Below are 24,922 nucleotides of genomic sequence, written 5' to 3' on the forward strand. Positions count from 1 at the left end.
CCTTAGATTTTAGGCGGCGCTGTTGTGGAACCCCTCGGAGGCAGGCTTTGGTTCGGGTTCAGGCGAAGGCTGCGGGCCGCGTTTTACAAGCGCAATGGCAACGAGCGTGAGCAGGAGCGCGACCGTTCCGAAGACGGAGCCCTCTGGGCCGGTGGTGCCGCCGGAGAGCAGCTTCGGGCCAGCGACATGGGTGTTGAAGAGGCGGCCGAAGGAAAGACCGCCGCTGTCCGGCACGCCGAAGAGGAAGCTCTGCGCCCAGTCCCACGTAGCATGGAAACCGACACCCCACCACAGCGAGCCGGTACGCCACAGCGCGTAGCTGAAGACCATTCCCGCGACGAAGACTTGCAGAATGCCGAAGGCTGTTTCGCCTCCGTTGGCGATGTGGACGGCGGCGAAGAGCACCGACATCAGCGTAGCGGCGAGCCAGAACGAAGCGCTGAACGGCGACTGCGGCGAGAGCTTTTCGCCAAGGCCCCAGACGCCGCGCATCAGCGTGAACTGCAGATAGCCGCGGAACATGTACTCTTCCGCGAAGCCGACGCAGATGAAGCCGATCAGCCACTTGATGCCAAAGGCCAGCGCGGTCGCGCCATGCACGTTGAGACCATCAAAGATCAGCCAGCCACCGGCGTGGAGAACACCGATGAGTGCCGTCATCATGGCAAGCCCCCAGAGAGCGCCGGGAAGGATGTCCCACACGCGATTGCGGCCCAGACCATAGGCACGCATTGGCCGCCGTTCGCCTTTGGCGAAGAACCAGCAGATGCCGAGCAGGCCGAGAAACTCAATGCCATCATTTGCGATCGGGAAGATGGGCATCAGGTCACGGTGGACCGGCGGTACAACCTGTCCGGGGTGGGCTGCAGCGTAGGCATGGGCCTGCTGTATAGCTTTGAACTGCCCGGAGAGCCCGACGGCGAAGACGCCGGAGATGCTCATGATGACGATTGAAAGAACGACATAGATGGCAAAGCCCCATCCGGCGCGCATACCAAAACGACCAAAGAAGACGCTATTCGGCTCTTCGGGCTTAGTGAAGGCTGCAACGGGCGGCTCCTGCGGGGTGAGCTGTTCGGGGTCGCGAAGTTCTTCCATGCGGATAGGGCTCCTGAGTGTCGCCGATGCGAAGTTCCCTCCAGCATACGCGGTATCCTGAGAAGCGTTTGCCGCTTTCGGCCGAGGTGTTTGCCCGTGAACTGCCGTGTTTTCTTCCATGACAAATGTTTTGACGGCGCCTGCTCCGCGTCGCTGTTTACCCGCTTTCATCGCGAGTGCGTCGGTACGGCCTCGAGCTTCGAGTATCGCGGACTGGTGCATAAGGCTGGTGCACTCTTCGACGAAAGCTCCTTCCTCACGGAGGGAGAAAACGCTGTCGTCGACTTCAAGTTCAACCCTTCGGAGAAGGTGACCTGGTGGTTCGATCATCATCAGTCCGCGTTTGCGAATGAGGCGGAAGAGACCGCTTTTCGAGCAGGGCAGGTAAACGCGGACGGTACTTCCGGACCGAAGGCGATGCGGCAGTTTTTTGACCCCAGCTATGTCAGTTGCACTGGCTGGATCGCACATATTGCCAGCACGAAGTTCGGCATGGATGTTGCCCCGCTGGCTGAGTTGATCCACTGGGCCAACATCGTGGACGGTGCAAAGTACGAGAGTGCGAAGGCTGCGGTGGAGATGGCTGAGCCCGCGATGAAGCTGACGATGGCGATCGAGAGTGCGCCGGATGCGGAGTTCGGCCAGAAGATGATTCCGCTGCTCACGGAGATGAGCCTGCAGCAGGTGCTCGAGCAGCTGTTTGTTGCCGAGCGCATCGCTCCGCTCCTGGAGAAGCATCGTGCACAGATCGCGTTGATTGAAAGCCGTTCGAAGCTCGACCGCGAGGTGATTACGTTCGACATTGCGGACCAGCCGACCGAGGGCTACAACAAGTTCATCCCGTACTACCTGCACCCAGGTGGCACGTACCATGTGGGTCTATCGAAGTCGAGCTTCCGCACGAAGATCAGCGTGGGGACAAACCCGTGGACGACGAAGCCTGCGAGCGAGCTGGCGAATATTGCGGCGATCTGCGAGCGCTATGGCGGCGGCGGACACCCGCGCGTAGGAGCGATCAGCTTCCCGGTAGAGAAGGAAGAGGATGCCCGTGCTGCAGCCGCGGAGATCGTCGCGCAGTTGCGTGATCTTGCGAAGTAGTTTTGTCTAAGTGCAAAGAGAAGAGGTCACAGCCAAGGCTGTGACCTCTTCTCTTTGTGATGGTGAAGCGTTACGGATGCATCCGCAGCTTGGTGATGTCATTGAAGAGCACGAATGCTGCAAAGAGGATGAGGCAGACGAACGCGACCTGGTAGACGCGCTCTTTCACCACGATGCTCACGTCACGCCGCGTGATGCTCTCCCAAAGGAGGAAGAGAATCATGCCGCCGTCGAGCAACGGCATCGGCAACAGATTGAAGATGCCGAGATTGATCGAGATCATGCTCATCACGCGTACCAGCGTCCACATGCCAAATTGCGTGGCCATATCGATCTCTTGCGCGATGCCGACGGGGCCACTTAGAGCCTTCACCGAAACATGGCGTGTGAAGAGGCCTTTGAGTACCTTGAAGATCTGCGTGGCATCATCCTTGTTGTCCTTGAACGACTGCTTCAGCGCAGCGCCAAAAGGCAGGTGGACGACCTTGATCGGTGTCGGGCGGTTCGTGAAACCGAGGCGGTAGGCGATGTTGCCTGCGCCATTGTCAAGCTTCTCCGGCGTGATGCTGACGGCGAGCGTTTGACCCTTACGCAGAATGGTGAGCACCGCAGGCTTGCCGCCCTGGTCCTTCATGTACGCGAGCAGTGCCATCACCGAGTGCGGAGCCATGCCGTCGATACGCTCAAGCTCGTCACCGGCCTGAACCCCTGCGCGGTCAGCAGGCGTGCCGGCAGCGACGGAGTACACGCCAACAGGCTCGGCTTGCTCGCGTGGAATGAAGCCGATGGCCGGAAGCATTGCGCTCGGGTCTGGCTGCTGATCGTTGCCGCCGGAGACTGCGTGAATTGTTCCACTGTGCGACTTGCCGTTGTGCTGCCAGGTGATGGGCAGGTCGCGGTTCAGGTTCAGCGCACTGTTGGTGAGCACATCGTTCCAGGTAGGCGCTTTGGTGTCGCCGTACGCGATGATGGTGTCACCGGAGGCGATGCCGAGTTTCGCAGCGCTGCTGCTGGCGGTGACATAGTCCACGATGGCTGGGCCATCGAGGTACTGGTCCACTTCGTGGTGGAAGAGCCCCATGGCCAGCAGCAGGCAGATGGAGAGGACAAAGTTGGCAAACGGACCAGCGAGGGCGATGAGAATCCGCTGCCAGCGCGGGCGTGCGTTGAACTCCGCAGGGTCATGCGGGTGGTCCGCGCCGTGCAGATCAATGCCTTCATCGAGACGTCGCTCGGCAGGGTTGTCGTTATCGCCCGCCATCTTCACATAGCCGCCGAGCGGCAGCAGGGAGATGCGGTAGTCGGTGTCGCCACGCTTGATGCCGATAACGCGAGGACCAAAGCCAATGGAGAAGGTTTCGACGCGCACGCCGCAGAGTTTGGCCATGGCGAAGTGGCCGAACTCATGGACCAGCACCATGATGCCGAGCACAATGGTGAATTCAACAACGACGAGCAGAATATGGGTAGCGGTCATAGCGTGGCGTGATCTCTCGGAAAGTTAGGCAGTGACAGCTTTGGTGTTGGCAACGGCTTCTCGGGCCAGTTCGCGGGCGAGACGGTCGGCGGCCAGCACATCCTGAATAGACGCTGGCGAGGCCTTGGCCGTGAGCGTGAGCACTCGCTCGATAGTACGTGGGATGCCGAGAAACGGTAGATCCCCACGCAAAAAAGCCTCGACGGCGATTTCGTCGGCGGCGTTCAGGGCGATGCAATGCGCTTGCGACGCGCCTGCGGCTTCATACGCCAGGCGCAGGCAAGGGAAGCGTTCAAAGTCAGGCTGCTGGAAGTCCAGGCGTGAGAGGGCGGCCATGTCGAAGGTCAGGTCGCTCGCAATGCGCTCGGGGTAGGCCATCGCGTAGAGGATCGGCAGGCGCATGTCGGTCACGGAGATTTGCGCGAGGATCGAGCCGTCGACGTACTCGACCAGCGAGTGGATCGTCGACTGCGGATGCACGGTGACCTTCACCTTTTCGGGCGGCAGGTTGAAGAGGCGGCAGGCTTCGATGATCTCGAGGCCCTTGTTCAGCATGGTCGCGGAGTCGACGGTGATGCGCTGACCCATCACCCATGTCGGATGCTTCAACGCCTGTGCGGGCGTGATGTGTTCGAAGTCGGCGAGCGGCGTGTTGCGGAAGGGGCCACCGGAGGCGGTGAGCCATATCTGCTTTACTTCGCTGGCAGCGCCGCCACGCATACACTGGTGGATCGCGTTGTGCTCGCTGTCGATGGGCAACAGAGCCACACCGCGCTCGCGCGCGGCTTCAAGGATCAGGTCACCAGCTGCGACGAGCGCTTCCTTATTTGCAAGGCCGATGGTCTTGCCCGCGAGCACGGCAGCGTAGGTGGCTTCGAGGCCTGCGACGCCGACGATGGCGGAGACGACAAAGTCAGCCTCGGGGAGCGTGGCCACGCGAACGGTTCCAGCTGTGCCGTAGACGACGTCGATGCCGGCAATACCGGCGGCCTTCAGCTTCGCTTCCAGCGCGTTGGCAAGCTCTTCGGTCGAGATGGAGACGACCTTCGGCCTCCATCGCACGCACTGCTCGAAGGCAAGCGTGAGGTTGGAACCGGCGGCAAGAGCTACGGGATGGAACTGGTCGGGGTGCGACTCGCAGATGCTGAGGGTGCTCGTACCGATAGAGCCGGTCGAGCCGAGGATGCTGATCTTCTTCACTCAGCTATTTTCGCAGATATGCAGGATTCCCTGCGTGCGATAGGAGTTGGACTGGAGTTTCCCGTTTGTATACTGGCTGCCATGGTGAAGCAGGTGTTGATGGTACGCGCGGGGCGCGATTCGATCTTTATCGATGAGTTCTTGTCTCGACAGATGGTGGCGATCGGGTGGTGGCAGTTGGGTGATCTTTCGGATGTTCGTAGCCGCGATCAGATTCGAGGGCTTGTTGAAAGGGCATGGCCTGATAGCAACAAGTTTCAAAACTCTTCCAGTGTTGGTCAGGTGTATCGTTTTCGTTCAGAGCTTGTGCCCGGAGCTACGACCGCTACCTATGATTCCAACCGTCGCGTATATCACCTCGGCACCGTTACTGGGGAGTATATCTACCACCCAGAGTATGATCCCGAACTTGTTCATACGAAGGCTGTGAAGTGGGAAAAAGAGATTGCGCGTGATGTATTGTCCGCAGCAGCTAAGAACTCGCTTGGTTCAATCTCTACGATTTTTCGTCTCTCTGACGAAGCTGCTGAGGAGCTGCGTGGAGCAGGGCAGAAGGCAATTGCTATACCCGTCACCGAATCCGTTGAGGACGAGGCTGAAGGCGAGACCGAAGTGCGAAGGGATACTGAGCAGCGTGCGCTTGAGTTCTTGCAGGATAGGTTGAGTAAACTCGCTTGGGACGAAATGCAGGAACTTGTCGCAGGGCTGCTGCGTGCGATGGGTTATAAGACTAGGATTTCCCCCGCAGGACCTGATCGGGGAAGAGACATCCTTGCATCACCTGATGGCTTTGGTTTCCAGCCTCCACGGATCGTAGTCGAAGTAAAGCACCGTAAGAACACGATGGGGGCACCTGAAGTCCGCAGTTTTGTCGGCGGTCTACGCCAAAACGATAATGGTCTTTATGTGAGTACGGGCGGGTTCACTCGCGAAGCGCGGTATGAAGCCGACCGCACAAATCAAAATTTGACTCTTATGGACGCAGACGACCTTGGAAAGGCCATCGTGGAGCACTACGACCAGATGGATGCTGAAGCGCGGGCGTTACTTCCCCTAAAGAAGATTTACTGGCCAGTTTAGAAGCTACCCAGCGAGTAATACTCCTTCACTACCCACACAAACCACAGCACCGGCGCCGCCAGCAGCAGGGCGTCGATGCGGTCGAGGATGCCGCCGTGGCCGGGTAGCAGAGTACCCGAGTCCTTGATGCCTGCGCCGCGCTTCAGTGCCGACTCCAGCAGGTCGCCAAACTGGGCAGCGATGTTCAGACCGACTGCAAGCAGAACGTACTCCCACCACGGGGCTGAGGTGTGCAGCCGCGTGTAGCCGGAGCCGTTCGTCGCCAGCCATCCACCAAGCCACACCAGAGCCATGCCGAAGCCTACGGCGGCGGCCACCGAAGCAACCGCGCCTTCCCAGGTCTTGTTTGGAGAAAGAGTGGGGGCGAGCTTGTGCTTGCCGAAGTTCTTGCCGACGTAGAGCGCGGCAATGTCTCCGCACCAGACGCAGAGAAAGAGGAAGAGCAGAAGCGCCGTGCCGTTCTCCAGCGACCAGATCTGCGGCAGCAGCGTCAGCGGGTACGCGATGTACACGAGCAACAGAACGCCGGAGGCTGTCTCGCCAAGCACGCGATCGACGCCGGTGGTCAGTGCGTTCCACGCAAAGAGCACGAGCGTGGAGAAGACGACAGCGGTGATCGTGTCCTGCGGGCGCAGGAAGACGGCGAGGAAGAAGAGCGTAATCGCCGCGATCGTCCACCAGAGCGGGATAGGGCTTTTGCCTGCGGCGGAGATGGTGCGGAACTCCATCGCGGCCAGAATAGCGATCAGGGCGGCGAGGAGCGTGATCATCCACAGCTTGCCGAGCAGCACAAGCGAGACGACGATGGCGATCAAAACTACGGCTGTAAGTACGCGCTTCATTCGTTGTTGAGGATACATGGTGGAGCCGCCGAGCGTACGATTCGGCGGCTCCCCACGCTGCTACACAGCGCAGTTCGGGATGTGGTTCTGGATGCAGAACTCCTTCTGCTGCTCCTTGCCATCTTCAACGGATTTGTCGAACGCAAGCTTTCCGACGATGACGGCTGTGGCGAACGCCCCGACCATCAACAGGCCGCCAACAGCGAGCCAGTGCTCTGCATGTTTGCGCTTTGTTTCCAGATAGTTCAGGTCGGCGGTCTGCTGCTTGGCGAGCGGCATCCCATTGAGCAGCTTAAGCTGGCTGGTGACGTTTTCAACGGACATGTCGAAGAGGTCGCGCTTGTGGTCGAGGCCTGCGAGGGCGGGAACGGTGATCGTCCAGAGCGGCTCCATGGAGTGCGGATTGACGATGGTGAGCTTCAGGTAGGGATGATGGCCGATGTACTCCCGCGAGCCATCGTCGCCATAGATGGTGAATGGTTGCGTGGTCTCGGTGAGTTGCAGAATTACGTCGGCCTGCGCGGGGTCGCGGACGACGCGGTAGCGTCCCCAGTTCTTCAGCGATGCCTCCAGCAATGGGACAGCGTTGGCTCTGTACTGCGGCCATCCCGGTTGCTCGCCCATGTCGACCAGCGCGACGGTCTGGGCGTCCATCAGTAGTTGTTGGGCGCTGGCTTCGGGCAGGTATTGCGCTGGTGCTGCCGGCTGTTGGGCGCTGGCTGTAGTTCCCACGAAAAAGGCGGTGATCAACGCGGCTGCGACCGCGGAGTGAAGACGATAAAGAAAACGCATGACGATGTTCCTCTTCTTCGGCCGCAAAGGGGCCGATGAAACCGGGCGCAGCGCCGCGTGCTGTCGCGAAGGCGCAGCGGCGTGGCCCGGAGAGCTCACGGGGGAAGCTTCGGGCGCGAGGCACGCGCGGGAAGCTCCTACGTTGTGGCGAGGGAAGGAGAGGCTGCTATTCGCGGCGAGAGAAGCGCGCCCGCTGCGGCAGAACGGCGAGAGACGCCAGCGAGGAGCTTGTGTAGCGTTGCTTAGTCTCTGCGGCAATGAGCAGGAGCGCTGCCAGGACGAGCGTCCAGGCGATGCTTTGTAGAGGGGCTGCAATGGGAAGGTCGGGCAGAGCGACCGTGGCGGCGCGAGCGTCTGTTCTCCGCTGTTGCGGCGGAGCAACGGTCAGCTTGACCACTTGTTGAGGAGCCTGCGTAAGGCTGGCGGCGACCGCTGCTCTGTTCGCGGCGTGTGCCGTCTGGCTGAAGAGCAGCACATGGCACAGCAGCGTAATCAGGAACAAATGCGAACGCCGCGTGATGCTCATGGAGCGGGCCTCAGAGGAAGGGGGCGAGCTCAAACGCTCGCACTTCTACAGGTGAGGACGCGTGGTCTTCAGAAAAGTCTCTGAGGATGGATGTTTTATTTTGAGTTCGTTGCTGCAAGTTCTGCTTCGGTCGGCAGAACGTCGGAGAGGTTCTCGTCGCTGGTTTCACCCAGGCCGCCGAAGCGGCGCTCGCGCTGCTGGTAGGCATGAATCGCCTCCAGCAGATGCTCGCCGCGGAAGTCCGGCCACAGGCGGTCGGTGACGAAGATCTCGGAGTACGCAAGCTGCCAGAGCAGGAAGTTCGAGATGCGCTGCTCGCCCGAGGTGCGGATGACAAGGTCAGGATCAGGCATGTGCGCGGTGTACAGGTTCTGCGCCAGCGTATCTTCGTCGATGCGCGTGCGGATGGCCTCGTCACCACCTTCGGCTGCGAGCATATCTTCGATGGAGATGCCGCGCTTCTGGGCCTCGGTAAACATCTTCGTGACGATCGAGCGAGCGGAGTCGACGATCTCGGCTCGAGAGCCGTAGTTGAGTGCGAGCGTCAGCGTGGTGCCGGTATTCTTCGCGGTCTGCTCTGCAGCCCAGCGCATCGTTTCCTGCACGTCTTCGCTCAGTTCATGCGTGCGCCCAATGTAGGCCATGCGAATGTTGTTCGCGTTCATGCGCTCGACGTTGGAGACGAGGTAGTTCTTCAGCAGCTTCATCAGGAAGCTGACTTCTGCGCCGGGGCGGCGCAGGTTGTTTTCGATGGAGAAGGCGTAGAGCGTGATCCATGGCACGTCGATCCGTGACGCTGTCTCGACAACGTACTGCACACTCTCTGCGCCCTGCTGGTGTCCGAGGAAGCGCTTCAGCGCACGCTTGCCCGCCCAGCGGCCATTGCCGTCCATGATGATGGCGACGTGCTGCGGCATGCGGTCGAGGCAAAGCTCGTCGTAGATACGACGCTCGGCGAGCGTGAGCTCGTGGGAGCGGTTCGACCGCTGATAGGGGTTTTGCTTCTGGGACTGGGACACGGCTGCTCTCGCTTGTCGAAAGGGTAGCAAAAAACCGCGGCACTGAGCACGGTGGAAACTACGTCGGTATGCTGAAGCCTGATTCTCCGGAGGGAAAAGGATGGGATTTCTCAGCAAACGGAAGCTCCGCAGACTGGCTTCCAGGGCGAAGGGCCTGCTACTTGGACGCAAAGACCACCAGCATCCGTTCGATGTGCAGCATGGCACAGATACCAGCGGCGTGATTGCGGGGGCGAGCCTGGGGGCGGGGGGCGAAAGCGATCAGCACATTACCGCTTACGCTGGCGTTCCGCCGTCGCGGATGCTGGCTGCGCTGGAGATCTGGACGCAGCAGATTGGAGATCGTCCTGTCAGCGACTTCGCTTTTTTTGACCTCGGCTGCGGCAAGGGACGATCGCTGCTGTTAGGCAGCCAACTGCCGTTTCGCAGCGCACTGGGGGTCGAACTCGACGCCGATCTGGCGAAAATCGCGCAACGGAATGCCGCGCTTTGGACCTCGGCAGGGAAGGCTGCGTGTGCGATTCGGGCGGAACAGGGCGATGCGACGAAGGTCCTCTACGGCGAAGGCCCGCGCCTTGTCTTTCTCTACAACCCCTTCGGTCCGCCGGTCATGCGTATCGTGCTGAACGCTTTGTCCGCGATGGGTGGAGAAACGTACATCATCTACCAGAACGAGTACGACGCAACCCCGCTTCAAGGCGATGAGCGGTTGGAGCAGCTCTTCCGCAACTCGCTGCCCATGTCGGATGAGGATGCTGTGGCTGATCCGGTGGCCTCACCGGAGGACATAACTGGCATTTACCGGATGCGGCAGCCTTCTTTGCGCTAAATGGAGAGACGCCCCTCCACTCCTTTGTGAAAAGGGGCGGAGGGGCGTCTGGAGGAAAGAAGGTCGCGCTGCTGCTGGTGTTTAGGCCAGCTTGCGGGTGCGGCCCTGGGCCAGTTCGCGAACGTGGTTCAGGAAGATCGACTTCTGTGTCGCGTTCAGGTGCTGGGTGTACTTGGCGATCTCGGCCAGGAAGGGGTCGGAGGTCAGCATGGCGGCCTCGTCCTTGTGGCGCGTCGGAGCATCACGCAGCAGGGCGGAGATGTCCACCTGCAGGGCGCGGGCCAGGCGGTCGAGCGAGGACAGCGTCGGCATGGCCTTCGCATTCTCGATCTTGGAGATGTAGGTCCGCGGAACGTTCATGCGCGCAGCCAACTGGCGCTGCGAGAGGTTGCGGACGCGGCGCAGATCACGCACAGCGGTCGCTACCTGAATCGTGCCTTCCTCTTCGCCCTCGGCGGGCGCAGGAACGAGCGAGATGGTTGTTTGGGGCTTGGGAAGCTCAGGCAGCAAAGACTTCTTGCAGCGTCGGCACGTATCTGCTGAGGTCCGGAACTGGACCAGCTTGCAGTGTTCGCACTTGAGGACTTCGCGTTCTGCGACGAGTTCCTGTACGGGAGCCACGACGGGGACGGGTGCCATCGAAGTTGCCATGTTGTATGTTGCGCGGACGGCTGCCAGAGCGGGGCGCCGACCGATTCACGTCCGATAACGGAGGTGAACGATGTGCCTAGAGTGACACCCCGTATCGAGAGAGTCAAGGGTTATCCCGGAGATACTCCCAGAAAAGTGGCAGGAGACAGGGAAGAGAACCAAAGTAGTAAACATCGCGTTCAGCCATTACGCGATACTTCGCCTGCTAACTCGTTCTCTTCATAGAAGATTGCCTCTTAGTCTTCGCCTTTTGTGATCTGCGCAACGTTGGCGGCATCGAAGAGTCCCTGCATGATTTCTGCTGAATTTGGGCTCACGGCCCGGCAAAGATCGCTGATCACAATCGTTTCAAAGCCGAGACGTGCCGCATCCAGCGCAGAATTTCCCACGCAATAGTCGTATGCCAAGCCGCAGAAGAAGAGCCGCGTCAACCTGCGCTCGCGCAGATAGCCAGCAAGCCCGGTGGGCGTCTGCTTATCATTTTCGACAAACGCCGAGTAGCTGTCGATCTGTTTGCGGAAGCCTTTTCGCAGGAGGAGTTCTGCGTGCGGAATGTTGACCGCAATCTCAGCGCCGGGCGTGGCCTGCACGCAGTGGTCTGGCCAGAGTTGCTGTGTGCCGTACTCGGCTTCAACCGTTTCGGTGAACGGCTGTTTGTCATGCGTGGAGGCGAAGGAGATATGCCCTGCCGGATGCCAGTCCGCTGTGAGGAGGACGTGCTCGAAGCGCTTCGCCAACTCTTCGATTGGCTGGATGATCTCATCTCCACCCGCAACGCCAAGCGATCCGCCGGGCAGGAAATCCCGTTGCATGTCGATGACGAGAAGGGCGTCAGTAGGGCGAAGATTGAGCGCGGCAGACATAGCCGCAGCATACTCCTGCGGTTGCGAGAGAATAGAAGTCTATGGTCAAGATCGTTGAAAGCCCGCGGGATTTCTTTGCAGGACTGCGCAAACAGGTGCGCATCGAAGATAAGGCGCGCTACATGCGTGCCCTGGTGGAGAGTGGCTTCCAGCATCTCGATGCTGTGGGCTTTGTGAGTCCGCGTTTTTTGCCTCAACTGGCCGACGCAGAAGAGTTGCTCGATTACCTCGACCCACCCGATGACGTCGAAGTGATTGGCATGGTTGTGGACGCGCACGGCGCAAAAGAAGCCGTGAAGACAAAGACCCTCTCCACGCTGGGTTTTGCTTACTCGATCTCGCCAACGTTCCTGGACAAGAGCCAACGGCAGACGCCGGAAGATGCGCTGGAACAGCTCGAGCAGATCGGCGAGATTGCGTACAAGGCGGGCAGCGACATCGTGGCGTATGTGGCGATGGCATTTGGCAATCCGTACCGCGACTCGTGGGATATCGATGAAGTGGTGAGCGCGGTAGATCTGTTGGTGGATGCAGGTGTCGAGCAGGTGACACTGGCTGACACCGCAGGCACTGCCAGCCCGGCACTGATTCGCGACGTGATGAGTTGTGTGCTCGACGTACATGGTGGTGTTGAGATCGGCCTGCGACTGCGCGGCGATCGCGCGACGTTGGCGGACAAGGTAAAGGCTGCCTATGATGCTGGCTGTCGCCGTTTCGATAGCTGTGTCGGCGGGCGCGGCGAGCTACCCTTCTTCTCGGACGCGATGCCGATGTTGCCGACCGAAGTGCTGGTGGCTACATTGCATTCGTTGAACGCTGAGCTTCCCCGTCTGCGCCCGCTCGACGGGTTGGCGAACACAACGGCGGACCTCGCCAAGCGCTTCGGCTGAGAGCGATACTGAAGACGATGAACAACAACCTTCTCCAGCATGGATACTCTGAATCGCACGTGCGCGTGCGCTATGCAGAAACCGACCAGATGGGCGTGGTGTATCACGCGAATTATCTGGTCTGGTTTGAGGTGGGTCGCGTGGACTTCATTCGTGCCATGGGGCTGGACTACGCGGCCATGGAGCGTGAAGAGGGTGCGTTGATCGCGGTTGTTGAAGCCCGTGCGCGATACAAGGCTCCGGCGCGTTATGACGATCAGCTTGTAGTACGGACGAAACTCGCGGGTGTGCGTGGATCGATTGTGCGCTTTGAGTATGAAGTGCGACGTGGTGAGGACGTGTTGTGCAGCGGTGAGACGGTACACATGGTCGTGGGCCGCGACATGAAGCGGCGTACGATGCCGGCCAAGTACGCCGCAGAGTTTGCGCGTGTCGCGCACCCGGAGAGCGAGTAAGCGATGCTGCCAAATGGAACGACAATTTCGGTCGCAATGATTGCTCGTAATGAAGAGAAAAACCTGCCGCGTACGCTGGCCGCGCTGCAGGGCTGGGTGGATGAGATCGTTGTCGTCGACTCTGGCTCGAAAGATCGTACGCCGGAGATCGTGCGCGAGTACGGCGCGCAACACCATTGGAACCTTGACTTCAAAGGCCACCCGGAACAGAAGAACATTGCGATCTCAAAGTGCGTCGGCGACTGGATCCTGCTGCTCGATGCCGATGAGGTGGTCACGCCGGAGCTTACCGCAGAGATTCAGCAGGAGCTTGGCCGAGAGCCGAAGTTTGAGGCCTACTACATCCCTCGGCTCAACATCTTTATGACGACGTGGATGCGCCACGGCGGCCTGTATCCCGATGCGAAGCTGCGTTTGTTCAAGCGCGGCTCGGCGTTTGTCGATGAGTCGATCGGGCCGCACGGCACGCCGCAGTACGGTGGCAACAAGGGGATGCTGAAGAGCGACCTCAAGCACTACGGCTACCCGGACTTTGCCAACTACCTCGACCACATGAACGAGTACAGCTCGGATGCGATTCCGGCGATGCTGCGCAAGGGCATCAAGCCCGGCGCAATGCTCGTTCAGTCGTGGACGAACCCCATCTTCAGCTTCGTGAAGAACTACCTCTTCCGCGGCGGGTTTCTCGATGGCTATGATGCTCTGATCTTCCACGCCAACCATGCTGTGTACGTGCACTGGAAGTACGTGAAGGCATGGGACGCGTTGCGTCGGCAGAACTCGACTACGGGCGAGTAGTGCGCGTCGCGTGAGCTTCGATCTGTGCCACAAAGCGCAGGTCGATCAGGCCATCTTCACCCGGACTGCGCAGCGTTGTGCCTTCGCGCACGCACTCGGCCAGATGCTCGGCTTCGAGTTGAAAGAGCGAAGGGTTCTTCTTGTCATCCTGCATCGAAATCGTTTCAAGCTGGCCTGGGCTGCGGCGTAGCTGCGCTTCAAGCTCTGTGCGTTTGTAGTCGAAGGCGTGTCGCAGGGTCAGTGTGCCGAGTGAGCCGCGCACGGCGAGCACATCGGCGTCGCGTTCCATGTACGACGAGTGGCAGGTGAAGCTTGCGTTGCTTTCGATCTTGCCCTGCCAGCGCGCGTCAACCTCCATGCCAGCGGCGTTCTGCTGAATGTGCGCGGCGATCAGCTTTGATTCGCCGAAGAGCGTGTGCAGGCCGTGGATGGGATAGACGCCGACGTCGAAGAGCGAGCCTCCACCAGCAAGTGCAGGATCGAAGCGCCAGCCGGGTTTGGCAACCACACCAAAGTTTGCGCGAACGTGCTGGATGACTCCGAGTGATCCGCCATGGATCAAGCGATGTGCTTCGCGGTGCATCGGATCGTAGTCCAGGCGATAGCCAATCATCAGCAACCGGTTCGCTGCTTTGCAGGCTGTGATCATCGCTTGTGCGTCCACTACATTGCCAGCCATCGGCTTTTCGCAGAGCACATGCTTGCACGCAGCAGCGGCTTCTTCGGTGAAGCGGCGATGCAGAGAGACGGGCAGCGCGATATAGACGGCATCGATGCTCGTATCCTTCGCCAGCGTGCTCACCTGGTCGTAGCTATAGGCGTGCGTCACATCCCAGCGCTTGCCGAACTTCGCCGCGCGCTCCACGCTGCTGCTTACGATGGCGGCGACACGTGCGATCTTTGAGCCCGCGAGCGCTTCGCACAGCTTCTCCGCGCCGTGGCCGGTGCCGAGAATGGCGTAGCCAAAGCGTCCGTCGTCAGGATTGCGATGACGAGAGAAGAGGGAAGCAAGCGAGAACATACTTTGATTGTCGCTCAGGCTGCTGCGGAATGCTGCTCTTCGATCTGCGTAGGGGCCTGTGGCTTGATGGGCAGACGGCGCACGCGCTCCCACGTCTTCGTAAACTTCCAACTCGTGTAGGTCGCGTGATACAGGTGCAGCAACAGGCCTTCGCGACCATCGAGGAAGCCGAGCAGGAAAAAGTACGTCCAGATGAACTTCAGGTGTGGCACCAGGAAGGCGCCGAGGAAGAAGCGCAGGTAGGAGTTGCCGAGGCCTTTGCCGCGCTCCGCTGCCATCGCCGAACCGATGTTCGAGTAGCGGTCCATGTGCTCGATGTAATGCGAAAGCGTGGGGTAGGCGTGGTGGATGATGTCGTAGTCGAGCGTGTCGGAGGCGCCGTCGAAGGTGATCGCTTCGTGTACAGGGCGGTCTTCGAACTGCGGCGTCGTGGTGAAGCTTGCCGCCGTACGGCGGAAGAGGCGCAGCTTCGGATCGGGGTAGAAGCCGCCCCGCTTGATCCAGCGCCCGAGAAACAGGTTGCGGCGCTTCAGGTTATAAGCGTCCACCGGCGGATTCGTCGGCAGCATCAGACGAATCTGCCGCTGCAACTCAGGGCTTAGCTCTTCGTCCGCGTCGAGAGAAAGGATCCAGGTGCCGGAGCATTGCGATATCGCAAAGTTCTTCTGCGCCGCAAACCCCGGCCACTCGCGCTCGATGACGGTCGCTCCGAACTCACGAGCAATTTCCACGGTACGGTCGGTTGAGCCGGAGTCCACGATGATGACCTCATCGGCCCAGGCGACGCTGGCCAGCGTACGCGGAAGATTCTCTTCTTCGTTGAGTGTGACGAGTGCGACCGAGAGCAGAGGCATGGGAGGGTGAAACCTCGTTTACGTAATGGAAATGGTTGGATCGCTTAGCTGTTCCTGCAGCAGGCGCTCGGTGAGCGTGCGCAGGTCTTCCCCTGTTTTGGGCAGAACGAACGCGTGTGCCGCTTCGTTCCACTCCAGCTTGAAGCTGGTGGATTGCGCTGAGATCCAGATCTGGCGCACAGGAGTGTTGGGGCTGTAAACAAAGCGTGCACTGGCGTCATCCTCAAACAGAATGTTCAGCACGCCGTTCTTCTCTTCCACTTCGAAGCCGCCGGCTTCTTCAGCGCGGATAAGCGCCTGCTTCAGTGTTTCGAGTGCCCGGTCGGATTCATTGCGGAAAGTTGCTTCGTCGATCATGCTCGCAGTGTAAACGGAAGCCTATACCTCGTGCTGTGGAGCAGGCAACGGCTCGCGGCTATGAGCCCTGGTTTGGTTCCACGAGATACACAATTCCGTACTTATCGTCGCTCATAAGAAACTTGTCTGGCCCCAACCTCAACAAGCCGCAGGGGCGTCCGCTGGCGTGGAAGATGTCTGTCGTCGTCGGCGTCCAGAAGCCGGTCAGGAAGTCACGCGGCGTGCGGTCGCCAGGAGTGAAGCGCACGATGCGGTACGCCGGATTGTCAGGACGCCCTGCGCCGGGGCCATGCAGGGCCACAAGGAAGCTGTTGCGCAATACCTTGCTCTCTTCGCCAAAGTACGCAAAGCCAAGCGGCGCACCGTGTGCCTGGAACCACGCATAGACCGCAGGCACATGCTCGCAGGAGGCCAGCGGCTCCTGCACCGGGCCGAGATCTGGTCCGGTCTGCGTGTGTACTTGCGCTGCCAGGTTTGTTCCTGCGCCTTTGATGTTTGCGGGCTGTTTGCCGTAGATACGCTGCGTCTCCAGCGGCTTTTCAGCCACAGCGGCGTCGTTCTCTCCCGGGTTATCCGGCAGTGGCGAACTGTCGTGCGTCGGTGTGCCGTGGGCGAAGTAGCACGTAGGCCAGCCGTAGTGCGGCGGAGTCTTCTGCGCGATGGGACCGGGGTGATCGTTCGAGTCCAGCTCGAAGAACGGATCGTCGGGCATCTCCACGCCCAGGTGGTCGTCGCCCATGTTGCTGGCGAAGAGCGCTCCCCCGTCGAGTTCCTGCACGAAGCGCATGTCCACGGCGTTGCGCATGCCGTGCGCGACGATGCTCAGGTTCTTGCCGTCGGGGTCCATTGCGGTGATCGCTGCTCGTACGGCCTCGCGCTCCTTGCAGTAGTTGCAGGACGAGCCGACCGCGACGTAGACGCGCGTTCGCCCATGTAGCGTGCCGATAGCCACCGTACGTGTCAGGTGCCAGCCGCCGTATTTGTAGCCCAGACCGTAGTCGGGATACTTCGTCAGCATCTCGGGCTCGCCGCTTGGGTGCAGATCGCCAGCCTTGTAACGGTAGCGAACCAGCTTGTCTGTGAGCGGAAGATAGAGCCACGTTTGCTGTGTGGCCGGATCCGTCCAGAACGCGAGGTTGTTCGGGTTGCGAAGATGCGTCAGATACGGCGTGATCTTCGTATAGCTGTGCGTCTTTGCGTCGTAGCCGTCGAGAATGTAGACCGCGCCGCGAGTATTGTCGGCGAGATTGTACATCGAGGTCAGGAAGATGCGGCCGTCGGGTGACTGGGTAAAGAATCGTGCGCGCGGAATGCCCCGAGCCACGATGTGAATGTCCAGCTCATGCGGCAGCATCAGTGTCACGCTCTTGCCGGGCGCGTACATCAGCTTGTGGGCTGCGGCGGCCTGCGCGGAGGCAGGCACCGGAACAAGAGCAAGCAGGAGCAAAGAGGGCAGCAGAGAGCGAAGCAGGGCACGCATACGCCGTTTGACGCCGAAATCGCGTCGCAGGACTCTCCGTTTCGGCAAAGTCCCGCAGAGTTATCGCGGAGTGCGGGTTCCCGTGTACGGGCAGGTACCGTTTGGCCCAGCCGGGTCGTAACGCAGCATGGTGTCAGAGAAGACGAGCGGCTGGCAGGAAAACTCGCGTAGCCGCGAAAGCTGGAAGAAGCGGGCATCCGCGAGCGGGTCGTCCGAGTCTTTGCCTGCGATATGTCCCACAGCGGTCACCATCTGGAAGCGGCGAGTGCCTGCTGGTGCTGTGTGATCCGGTTCCAGCCAGCGTCGCGTGATCTCGCAGGTACCGCGCTGTTTTTTGCTCGATACCTCGCAGCGGCGAGAGCCCGAGACGAAGCTCACCGTCACGATAGCGCGGTTGTTCAGCACACGCACATGCGCTTCGTTCTCCTGAAAGTCGCCGTTGGCCTGATTTTCGCGGACACGAAAGACAGCGCGATACTTCAGCGGATCGAGCATGGAGCGATTGGTGCGCAGGAACGTTGAGGGTGTGGAGCTGGCATCAGCAAACGCCGTGGGGAAGATCACCGTGGCCAGACGATGCCACTCGCTGCCGTTCGGCACGAGCACGGCGGTCACCAGGTGGTGGTCTAGTTCGACGGTGAGCAGAGCGTCCATCTCATCGCTAGTGCCCAGTGGAGCAAGTTCCATGTGGACGCTGTGAGGCTTTGGTGCCGCCACGTTCTTCGCGGTGTACTGCGTGGGAACGCCGAGGGCGTTGAGCGCATCGCGTCGCGTGCGATCGTCATCCGCCGTAAGCTGCCGCACGATGGATTGCGGAGCCTGCACGGCGTAGTTGACGGAGTAAAACTCAATCGCTCCCAGCCCGGAGCTTACCGGCGCCCAGCTCGTTGCAGGCGTGGCGCCGCTGGTGTGGGGTTCGTGGGACAAGTTGGCAGGAGGCGCCGTCGGGGGCGAGGAAAGTCCACTATGCCGCTGCGCCATCGAGGGCTGTGCTATAAGGCACAGCCCTGCGAAGGTGAGAAGTGAATTGTGCGTGAAAGTGCGCACGCGTTGTGCGTTCATGGGCCCTTTGGGGTGGGTTAGAAGGGGATATCGTCGTCGGTGATGCCCTGATCGGCGTAATCCGGCGCAGGTGCCTGCGCGTAGGAAGAAGACGATGAGGAAGAAGAAGCTGCGCGTGATCCGGAGTAGCCGCTGCCCGAGGAACGCTCGTAGCTGCCGCCACCGCCGCCTGTCTCACCACGACCGCCCAGCAGGCTCATGTCGTTGACGAGAATCTCGGTGCGGTACTTCTTCTGGCCGCTTTCTTTGTCGTCCCAGGAACGTGTCTGGATCTTGCCTTCGACGTAAAGCTGCGTGCCCTTTTTCACGTAATCCCGGATGATTTCTGCCGTGCGGCCGAACGCGACCAGATTGTGCCATTCGGTCTTATCGACCCACTGGCCTGTCTGGTCCTTCTGCCGGTCAGCCGTTGCCAGCGAGAAGCTGGCGATCTGCATACCGGACTGCGACGCGCGAATCTCGGGGTCTTTGCCGACGTTGCCCAGCAGGATGACTTTGTTAACGCCTTTTGCCATGGATGTGCTCCGTTTCCCGGCAAGGATAGCAGAGGCCGGGGGGTGGATTTTAGGGACTTTTAGCTGCGCTTGCGGTCGCCGAAGAACTTCAGCACGCCAAGCCCGAGCGAGAGGGTGCCGGTCGGCAGGCAGCCCATGGTGATCATCAGCATTAACCAGCCCGGGTTATTGTGCGGGCCCTGGCGGCTCACTCCGCCAAAGACGAAGAGCATCAGCATGGAAGCCAGAAACCCGGTGCCGAAGATGCAGGAGCCGGTAATAAGAAGTTTTCGTGTATCGTCGCGCATGATCCGCCTATCGGTAATACGCCAGCATGGCGTAGACGGCCACACCCGACACGGAAACGTACAGCCATATCGGGTAGGTCCAGCGAGCCAGTTTGCGGTGGGCGGGGAAGCGCCCGGTCAGAGACAGAAAAAAAGTGATGAGAATCATTGGCAGGCAGAGAATCGCCAGCAGGATATGTGGCGTCAGCAGCACCCAGAGATACAGGAAGCGCGCTGTCGGATAGGCCTTGGGGAAGAGCATATCGCCGTGCAGCACATGGTTCGCCACATAGGCCACAAGGAACACCGAGGACACGATGAACGCGCCGAACATGCTGTTGCGATGGGCTTTGATATTCCGCGCCTTGATGTAGCGGAAACCAATCACCAGAAAGATGGCGCAGAGTGCATTCAGCACGGCGTCCAGCGCGGGAAGAAACGCGAGATGCGTTCCGGCGACGTCGACCGGTGGATGGTAATAGACCAGCCACGAGAGAAAGAGGGAAGCAACCGCTGAGATCGCAATGATCGTCCAGATAACAGAAGCTGGCGTCTTTGCATTGGGGTCAGGGTGGGTGGTCGTCGTTGTCATTTGTGTGCGCGTCGTCTCGTCTTTCTAGCGGAGCAGCAGCCGTCCATGAGCGTTCAAAGCCATCGCCAGCAGCAGCAGCGGTAGATACAGCACCGAGGCGCGCAGCAGTTGCCTTGCAAAGATACGGTTTTCCGGGTCATTCGCGTTACGCGTGATGCGTCCGAAGCGAACTGTGGCCGCCAGGTAGTACATCGAGAGCAGGAACGCAGCAACGGCGTAAGGCCAACCCGTAATGCCGAGCCATGTTGGCCACATCGAGACAGGCACCATCAGCACGGCGTAAAAAATGGCCTGCAGATAGGTGGCGCGGGCGGCGTCTTCCGCTGGGTCCTGCGTCGCGGTCACGCGGATTCCGGCGCTCTTGTAATCCGCGCGATAAAGCCAGCCGATGGCCATAAAGTGCGGGAACTGCCAGACGAAAAGGATGGCGAACAACGCCACGGCGGGCCATTCGATCACGCCGCGTGCAGCCGTCCAGCCGATGAGCGGCGGTAAAGCTCCGGGGAACGCCCCGATGAACGTATTGAGTGTCGTGATGCGCTTGAGGGGCGTATAGATCGCCACGTAGCTGACTGCGGTCAGCAGTGTCAGCGTGCCGGTCAGCAGGTTTGTTTCGCGTGCCAGGTAGATCGAGCCGCCGAAAGTGAGCAGGAATCCAAGCAGCAGGCCATGCGCCAGGCCGATGCGATGCTGCGCCATGGGCCGCGCCGCTGTGCGAGGCATCAGACGGTCGGTGGCACGTTCCAGCGCCTGATTCAGTGCGCCGGAGCCGCAGGTCACGATTGCCACGCCCAGCATGGTGTGGATCAGCGCCATGGAAAACGGGCTGATGCCCGAGCGCAGGCAGCCCAGGTAGAAACCACCCGCTGCCGTCAGCAGTACCATCGCCGAAACGCGCGGCTTGAACAGGATGCTGTAGTCGCCCAGAAGGGACGTTCGCGGGGCGGCTTTGGCGCGGGAACCGGGCGTAGATGTAGCGGTAGCGGACACGTCACCTACAAGGATATCGCGCCTCTCCGTGTGGCGTTCGTTTTATGGCCGAAATCCGCCGACTTCCTTGCTTCAGGTGGCGTCGGCAGGAAGCTGAAAAGGTTCCGGGCTTGCAGTCCGGGCGGTTTTAGGCATATTCTGCGGGCAAGTAGGCGCAACTGGTGCTTCTTCACGTTGTGCCGCGAGTGAGGTCAGTCTTCAGCAGCGAAAGCGCGGAGAATGTACAGCTCGGAAGCGGAGGGCCGCCCGGTCAGAACGGGCGAGCGGCCACAGGATGGCGTGCGGTAACGCGTGTCCTCCGAAGTTGGTCGGACGCTCTACGCCACGCCATGGCCCGCACGGGCCACGATCTCATCACTGCCTGTTATCCCTCAGCCTGCCGTATTTGCAGTGTGCCAGTCACCAGGCTGAGTCATGTTCTGCTGTGCGAATCCTGCCTGGCTGGCCCGGAAATGGCCCCGGCGGACAATCTTTGCCCCCGCTGCGGGGTGGCCCAGGGCTGGGAATCTGCCCGGATGGCCGCTTCTCTGGGCATGAGCGAGTGCACCATGTGCCGGCTGGCTCCGCCGGAGTTCACGCGCGCAGTGGCCTACGCCGAGTACGGCGACACGCTGCGAGACCAGCTCTTCCTCCTCAAATATCAGCATCAACGCAACACCGCGACGCATCTTCTGGGCGCTCGTCTGGCTCAGGCGATTTTGCGGCTGCGGCCCGAAGCTGCCGAAAGCCTGCTTGTGGTGCCGGTGCCGCTCTACTTTGAGCGCGAGCGTGAACGCGGCTTCAATCAGGCCACGTTGCTCGCTCAGGGAGCGATCGCTCGCCTCCGCAGGCTTGCTCCCGGCTGGTCTCTCACACTGGCTGACAACGTGATGGTGCGCACGCGCCCCACGCCTCCGCTCTATTCGCTCTCGCCCAAGCAGCGCCGTTCGCGCCTTGCCGGAGCATTCCAGGTTCTCGCGCCCGAGGTCATTGCCGGGCGAGAGGTTTTGCTGCTTGACGACATTATGACCACCGGCTCCACCGCCCGCGAATGCGCTCGAGCTCTGCGCCGTGCGGGGGCCAGCAAGGTCTGGGTCGCAACGGTTGCGCGTACGCAACCGTTCGGCAGCGCATGGATGGATGAAGCTGCGATCAATGGCCCACCGCTGCCTTCGGGCGTTGCGTTGTGGGACGGAGGATCGTCCACGCAGATGCATTAGCGACGCAGCAGAAAAGTTTTTCTCAGAGGCTCAAGAAGTTCTTCAGCAAGACCAGCAAGTCGGAGGGAAGAGACAAGATGCAGCAGCATGGGAAGCGACTCAGCGGAAGCCACGCGACGCGCGCCGGACACGGTAAGCGCAACCACACCACCACGCCGGTTTCTGGCACTGCACGGGAGCAGGCGATTGAGATTCGCGCTGGCGTCTTTCGCCAGCCGGCCATGCAGACGCCTGTGCTGGTCCTGAATGCCAGCTATGAGCCGATCAACATCTGCGGCGCTCGCCGCGCTCTTGTGCTCGTGCTCAAGGGCGTTGCGCGCACCGAGGAAGAGCAGGGCAGCATGCTGCACTCGCACCGGCTGCGCATGCAGATGCCTTCGGTGATTCGGCTGCTGGAGTACCGCCGCATCCCGCACCAGACACGCGCGTTGAGTCGCAAGAACATCCTGCTGCGCGACCGCAACACCTGCCAGTACTGCCAGATCGTGCTCACCGGCGCAGAGCTTACCCTCGACCACGTGATTCCGCGCTCACGCGGCGGACTGTCGACGTGGGAGAACCTCGTCGCCTGCTGCAAGGACTGCAACCGCCGCAAGGGCAACACTATGCTGCATGATCTGCATGACATGAAACTGCTGCGCGAGCCTCGTCCGTTCTCGCTGCACACCTCGCGCCACATCATGCGCATGATCGGCTCGGCAGATGCCAACTGGAGAAAGTATCTCTACTTCGAAAACAACGCAGCAGCCTAAAGCGTAGTTCTCCGCTGCAAGTCCTGTAGCTGCAAGCAGAAGGCCCGCTCTCCACAAGAGGGCGGGCCTTTCGTATGTCTTAGGCTGTTTAGCGCTGGTGTTTGCCGCTCGTGAGTTTCGGAAAGACGAACTCCTGCATCACGGTGTTCAGCATTCGTCCACCGGTGATCACGAGAGCGGTCGTGAGCGTCAGGCTGACGCCACGGTCCGACGGCGGATAGTAGATGTTCGACGCTGCGCCCGAGATCAAATCGCCGCCAATGCTGGAGAAGTTGAACTCACGCTTGCCGCTATCGCTCCTGCAGAAGAACGGAGACGAGAGCGCATGCTTCATACGCGACTTCGTTGTTCCCGAGCCCTGCACGAAGTAGCGCGGGTCCTGATGCAGCAGCGACGGCAGAATCGCACCGCCGACAAGAATGTCGACGGCACCGTCGGCATACTCGGCGCCAACGCGCTGACCGTAGCCCTTCATGCCCTGCACATACGCAGGGCGATCAGCAGCCTGATTGAGCCCTGCAGCGAAGGCCGCTGCACCCAACGTGACCGGATCGATCAACGTGCGTCCTACCAGCTTGAACTTCTGCCCAGCGGACAGCGGTGCAAACACGGCGTTGGGATAGACCACATAGAAGTTCGGAATCAGACCGAACACTCGCTGTGTTTCTTCCTCGTGCAGCTGAATCTCCGCAGCCTCATGGACTGAGACCGCATCGACCTGATCTTCCACGGCAGGCACAAGCACAATCGCAGGCATATCGAAGGACTCGCCGGCGTGCAGTGTGATCGGAGCCAGCGTTTTGCTCTGGAAGCCCTTCACGGTCACCGTGATGGTGTACGGCGTTTCGGGGACGAGTCCATGCACCGTAAAGCTGCCGGAGTCATCGGAGGTAAAGCTGAGGTGGTCCGTCTTTGCGGGGCCGTTGAACTCCAGCGTAGCGTGCGGAATCGCCGCCTGATCGGGGTCAACAGTGGATCCATTTACCGTGGTCGCAAGCTGCGAAGACGGTGCGGAGGGCAATGCCTGAGCATTGCTATAAGACGTGCCAGCGAAACAGAGAATGCCGAGTAGGCAGATAGAACGAAAATTCATCACAGAAAACCTTTGTCAGCTTCCTGATGCTCGAAGCGAACCATTTGGTGCAAACTTTTGTATTTGAATTACTTCTTGGGCTGTTGCGTGTCGGGTTTTGTCGTCTGATCCTGCGGCAGTTCCTGGCCATCGAAGATTAGTTTGATCTTCGAGCGGAAGTTGAACTTCCGGTAGTCGGTGTACTTGACGGTGGAGCGCATGTGGACCGCTTGTGAGAGCGCTCCGTTCGACGCCGCAAAGTGCAGTACGCCTTCCGCCTTGGTGTAGGTGGGGAACCAGTACTTGCCGTCAATCTGCTGGTAATACGTTGTAAATGGGGGGGATAGGTCCTCTTTGCCAGCGCGCGTTTCCTGCGGTACGTTCATCCCATTGACCAGCACAATTTCGTAATCCTGCTGGTCGATCCAGAGCCGACCCTGGAAGTAGCGATGGCCCTTGACAAGCTGCTTTGGCGCCGCGTCGAAGACATACGTATCCAGGTCATCGACCTTCTGCCGCCCAACGTACGTGAGGTTGTAGTCGGGTAGTTGTGTCGTGGTAAGAATGAACGGCAGGCGCTCGGCGACGTCCTTGAGATCGTTCTCCGTCATGATCACGCGTTCAATCGTATTCTGCGGTGCGAAGACGACCTTCTCCACACGATGGCCATCTTTGTCGTCGAACGAGATGTCCGTAACCTGCATGTACTCGCCGTCCGGGCGCTCGGTGGTGTCCGAGATGGTGTCCATCTTCACCGTCTGGCGGAACTCATACTCCTCGCGGGCCTTCTCAAACGCAGCTTCGCGCGCCCCCATCTTCGTCACCAGGTCGGCGACCGAGATGCTGGAAGGCGCGGTCGGGTCGATCTTGCCAAAGCCCTCCTGGGCGTTTGCGGCAACGGGGCCAAGCACGAGTGCGGCAGTGAGGAGTATGGAAGGAAAACGCATGGTCTACAGATTAGACGGGGGAAGCGCGAGGAAGTTCCGCAACCTCTCATCCCGCTCTCCCTTCTCCATCGTGAAGCCTTTCGCCGCATCTTCTTCGCGATCTGTGCGACCTCTGGGTTGAGGCCGTCTCTCTCCTCTCAGGAGGTCTCATCGCAAAGGCTCGAAGCTTTTCGAAAAAACCTCAGGGCGTACACTGG

At 60.3% G+C, this 24,922-nt stretch carries 28 protein-coding genes; 8 read left to right on the forward strand and 20 right to left on the reverse strand.

Annotated features, from left to right (window positions below):
• Positions 1-9: 9 nt before the first annotated feature.
• A complete protein-coding gene (locus PW792_03435) occupies positions 10-1,098 on the reverse strand; it encodes a CPBP family intramembrane metalloprotease (GenBank protein ID MDE1160983.1) in 1,089 nt (362 codons plus the stop codon).
• Between the two features lie 96 nt (positions 1,099-1,194).
• Here PW792_03435 and PW792_03440 point away from each other — a divergent pair, with 96 nt between their 5' ends.
• On the forward strand, positions 1,195-2,196 hold the full coding sequence (locus PW792_03440; protein MDE1160984.1) for a phosphoesterase: 1,002 nt from the start codon (positions 1,195-1,197) through the stop codon (positions 2,194-2,196).
• 70 nt (positions 2,197-2,266) lie between these two features.
• On the opposite strand, the gene rseP is transcribed toward PW792_03440, so the two are convergent.
• Positions 2,267-3,673, reverse strand: coding sequence for an RIP metalloprotease RseP (gene rseP, locus PW792_03445; GenBank protein ID MDE1160985.1), 1,407 nt, complete (start codon positions 3,671-3,673; stop codon positions 2,267-2,269).
• 24 nt (positions 3,674-3,697) lie between these two features.
• On the reverse strand, positions 3,698-4,873 hold the full coding sequence (locus PW792_03450) for a 1-deoxy-D-xylulose-5-phosphate reductoisomerase (GenBank protein ID MDE1160986.1): 1,176 nt from the start codon (positions 4,871-4,873) through the stop codon (positions 3,698-3,700).
• Between the two features lie 81 nt (positions 4,874-4,954).
• On the opposite strand from PW792_03450, the gene PW792_03455 reads away from it, so the two are divergent.
• Complete coding sequence (locus PW792_03455; GenBank protein ID MDE1160987.1) at positions 4,955-5,953, forward strand: restriction endonuclease; 999 nt, start codon at positions 4,955-4,957, stop codon at positions 5,951-5,953.
• Here the strand turns inward: PW792_03455 and PW792_03460 are convergent.
• The 4 genes from PW792_03460 to uppS all read right to left on the reverse strand — a co-directional run bounded on the left by PW792_03460 (position 5,950) and on the right by uppS (position 9,132).
• On the reverse strand, positions 5,950-6,795 hold the full coding sequence (locus tag PW792_03460) for a phosphatidate cytidylyltransferase (protein ID MDE1160988.1): 846 nt from the start codon (positions 6,793-6,795) through the stop codon (positions 5,950-5,952). The two genes, PW792_03455 and PW792_03460, sit on opposite strands and share 4 nt — an antisense overlap.
• A 60-nt stretch (positions 6,796-6,855) precedes the next feature.
• Positions 6,856-7,587 carry a hypothetical protein gene (locus tag PW792_03465; GenBank protein MDE1160989.1) on the reverse strand — a complete coding sequence of 244 codons (732 nt, stop codon included), beginning with the start codon at positions 7,585-7,587 and terminating at the stop codon, positions 6,856-6,858.
• A 166-nt stretch (positions 7,588-7,753) separates the two neighbouring features.
• The gene (locus PW792_03470; GenBank protein ID MDE1160990.1) at positions 7,754-8,113 is read right to left on the reverse strand and encodes a hypothetical protein; all 360 of its coding nucleotides are present in this window, start codon (positions 8,111-8,113) and stop codon (positions 7,754-7,756) included.
• Between the two features lie 95 nt (positions 8,114-8,208).
• Complete coding sequence (gene uppS / locus PW792_03475) at positions 8,209-9,132, reverse strand: polyprenyl diphosphate synthase (protein MDE1160991.1); 924 nt, start codon at positions 9,130-9,132, stop codon at positions 8,209-8,211.
• A gap of 100 nt (positions 9,133-9,232) precedes the next feature.
• On the opposite strand from uppS, the gene PW792_03480 reads away from it, so the two are divergent.
• Positions 9,233-9,961, forward strand: a complete 729-nt coding sequence (locus PW792_03480) for a class I SAM-dependent methyltransferase (GenBank protein ID MDE1160992.1) — start codon at positions 9,233-9,235, stop codon at positions 9,959-9,961.
• An 81-nt stretch (positions 9,962-10,042) separates the two neighbouring features.
• On the opposite strand, the gene PW792_03485 is transcribed toward PW792_03480, so the two are convergent.
• Positions 10,043-10,612, reverse strand: coding sequence for a helix-turn-helix transcriptional regulator (locus tag PW792_03485; protein ID MDE1160993.1), 570 nt, complete (start codon positions 10,610-10,612; stop codon positions 10,043-10,045).
• A 236-nt stretch (positions 10,613-10,848) separates the two neighbouring features.
• The gene (locus PW792_03490) at positions 10,849-11,475 is read right to left on the reverse strand and encodes a nicotinamidase (protein ID MDE1160994.1); all 627 of its coding nucleotides are present in this window, start codon (positions 11,473-11,475) and stop codon (positions 10,849-10,851) included.
• A 41-nt stretch (positions 11,476-11,516) separates the two neighbouring features.
• Between PW792_03490 and PW792_03495 the strand changes: the two genes are divergently transcribed.
• From PW792_03495 to PW792_03505, 3 genes are read left to right on the forward strand one after another with little or no spacing between them, the layout of a single operon-like run.
• Complete coding sequence (locus tag PW792_03495; protein MDE1160995.1) at positions 11,517-12,365, forward strand: hydroxymethylglutaryl-CoA lyase; 849 nt, start codon at positions 11,517-11,519, stop codon at positions 12,363-12,365.
• Positions 12,366-12,382: 17 nt separating this feature from the next.
• The gene (locus PW792_03500; GenBank protein MDE1160996.1) at positions 12,383-12,820 is read left to right on the forward strand and encodes a thioesterase family protein; all 438 of its coding nucleotides are present in this window, start codon (positions 12,383-12,385) and stop codon (positions 12,818-12,820) included.
• A 3-nt stretch (positions 12,821-12,823) separates the two neighbouring features.
• Positions 12,824-13,618 carry a glycosyltransferase family 2 protein gene (locus tag PW792_03505; protein MDE1160997.1) on the forward strand — a complete coding sequence of 265 codons (795 nt, stop codon included), beginning with the start codon at positions 12,824-12,826 and terminating at the stop codon, positions 13,616-13,618.
• Here the strand turns inward: PW792_03505 and PW792_03510 are convergent.
• The 9 genes from PW792_03510 to cyoE form a co-directional block, all read right to left on the reverse strand.
• Positions 13,605-14,639: a Gfo/Idh/MocA family oxidoreductase gene (locus PW792_03510; GenBank protein ID MDE1160998.1), complete on the reverse strand. Its 1,035-nt coding sequence runs from the start codon at positions 14,637-14,639 to the stop codon at positions 13,605-13,607. The two genes, PW792_03505 and PW792_03510, sit on opposite strands and share 14 nt — an antisense overlap.
• 14 nt (positions 14,640-14,653) lie before the next feature.
• Positions 14,654-15,493: a glycosyltransferase family 2 protein gene (locus tag PW792_03515; protein ID MDE1160999.1), complete on the reverse strand. Its 840-nt coding sequence runs from the start codon at positions 15,491-15,493 to the stop codon at positions 14,654-14,656.
• 18 nt (positions 15,494-15,511) lie between these two features.
• Positions 15,512-15,850 carry an iron donor protein CyaY gene (gene cyaY, locus PW792_03520; GenBank protein MDE1161000.1) on the reverse strand — a complete coding sequence of 113 codons (339 nt, stop codon included), beginning with the start codon at positions 15,848-15,850 and terminating at the stop codon, positions 15,512-15,514.
• 58 nt (positions 15,851-15,908) lie between these two features.
• A complete protein-coding gene (locus PW792_03525) occupies positions 15,909-17,330 on the reverse strand; it encodes a hypothetical protein (GenBank protein MDE1161001.1) in 1,422 nt (473 codons plus the stop codon).
• Between the two features lie 60 nt (positions 17,331-17,390).
• Entirely contained in the window at positions 17,391-18,257 is an 867-nt protein-coding gene (locus PW792_03530; GenBank protein MDE1161002.1) for a hypothetical protein, read from the reverse strand.
• Between the two features lie 152 nt (positions 18,258-18,409).
• Positions 18,410-18,907, reverse strand: coding sequence for a single-stranded DNA-binding protein (gene ssb / locus PW792_03535; protein ID MDE1161003.1), 498 nt, complete (start codon positions 18,905-18,907; stop codon positions 18,410-18,412).
• Positions 18,908-18,966: 59 nt separating this feature from the next.
• Positions 18,967-19,194 carry a hypothetical protein gene (locus PW792_03540; GenBank protein ID MDE1161004.1) on the reverse strand — a complete coding sequence of 76 codons (228 nt, stop codon included), beginning with the start codon at positions 19,192-19,194 and terminating at the stop codon, positions 18,967-18,969.
• Between the two features lie 7 nt (positions 19,195-19,201).
• On the reverse strand, positions 19,202-19,765 hold the full coding sequence (locus PW792_03545) for a DUF420 domain-containing protein (GenBank protein MDE1161005.1): 564 nt from the start codon (positions 19,763-19,765) through the stop codon (positions 19,202-19,204).
• 24 nt (positions 19,766-19,789) lie between these two features.
• Positions 19,790-20,755, reverse strand: coding sequence for a heme o synthase (cyoE, locus tag PW792_03550; protein ID MDE1161006.1), 966 nt, complete (start codon positions 20,753-20,755; stop codon positions 19,790-19,792).
• Positions 20,756-21,270: 515 nt separating this feature from the next.
• Here cyoE and PW792_03555 point away from each other — a divergent pair.
• A complete protein-coding gene (locus PW792_03555; GenBank protein MDE1161007.1) occupies positions 21,271-21,954 on the forward strand; it encodes a ComF family protein in 684 nt (227 codons plus the stop codon).
• A 77-nt stretch (positions 21,955-22,031) separates the two neighbouring features.
• The gene (locus PW792_03560) at positions 22,032-22,706 is read left to right on the forward strand and encodes an HNH endonuclease (GenBank protein ID MDE1161008.1); all 675 of its coding nucleotides are present in this window, start codon (positions 22,032-22,034) and stop codon (positions 22,704-22,706) included.
• An 88-nt stretch (positions 22,707-22,794) separates the two neighbouring features.
• Here the strand turns inward: PW792_03560 and PW792_03565 are convergent, their stop codons facing one another.
• Positions 22,795-23,799 (reverse strand): carboxypeptidase-like regulatory domain-containing protein, encoded by a 1,005-nt coding sequence (locus PW792_03565; protein ID MDE1161009.1) that lies wholly within the window; start codon positions 23,797-23,799, stop codon positions 22,795-22,797.
• Between the two features lie 68 nt (positions 23,800-23,867).
• Positions 23,868-24,725, reverse strand: coding sequence for a hypothetical protein (locus PW792_03570; protein ID MDE1161010.1), 858 nt, complete (start codon positions 24,723-24,725; stop codon positions 23,868-23,870).
• Between the last annotated feature and the right edge of the window lie 197 nt (positions 24,726-24,922).

The sequence above is a fragment of the Acidobacteriaceae bacterium genome, assembly GCA_028283655.1.
GTDB lineage: Bacteria > Acidobacteriota > Terriglobia > Terriglobales > Acidobacteriaceae > Granulicella.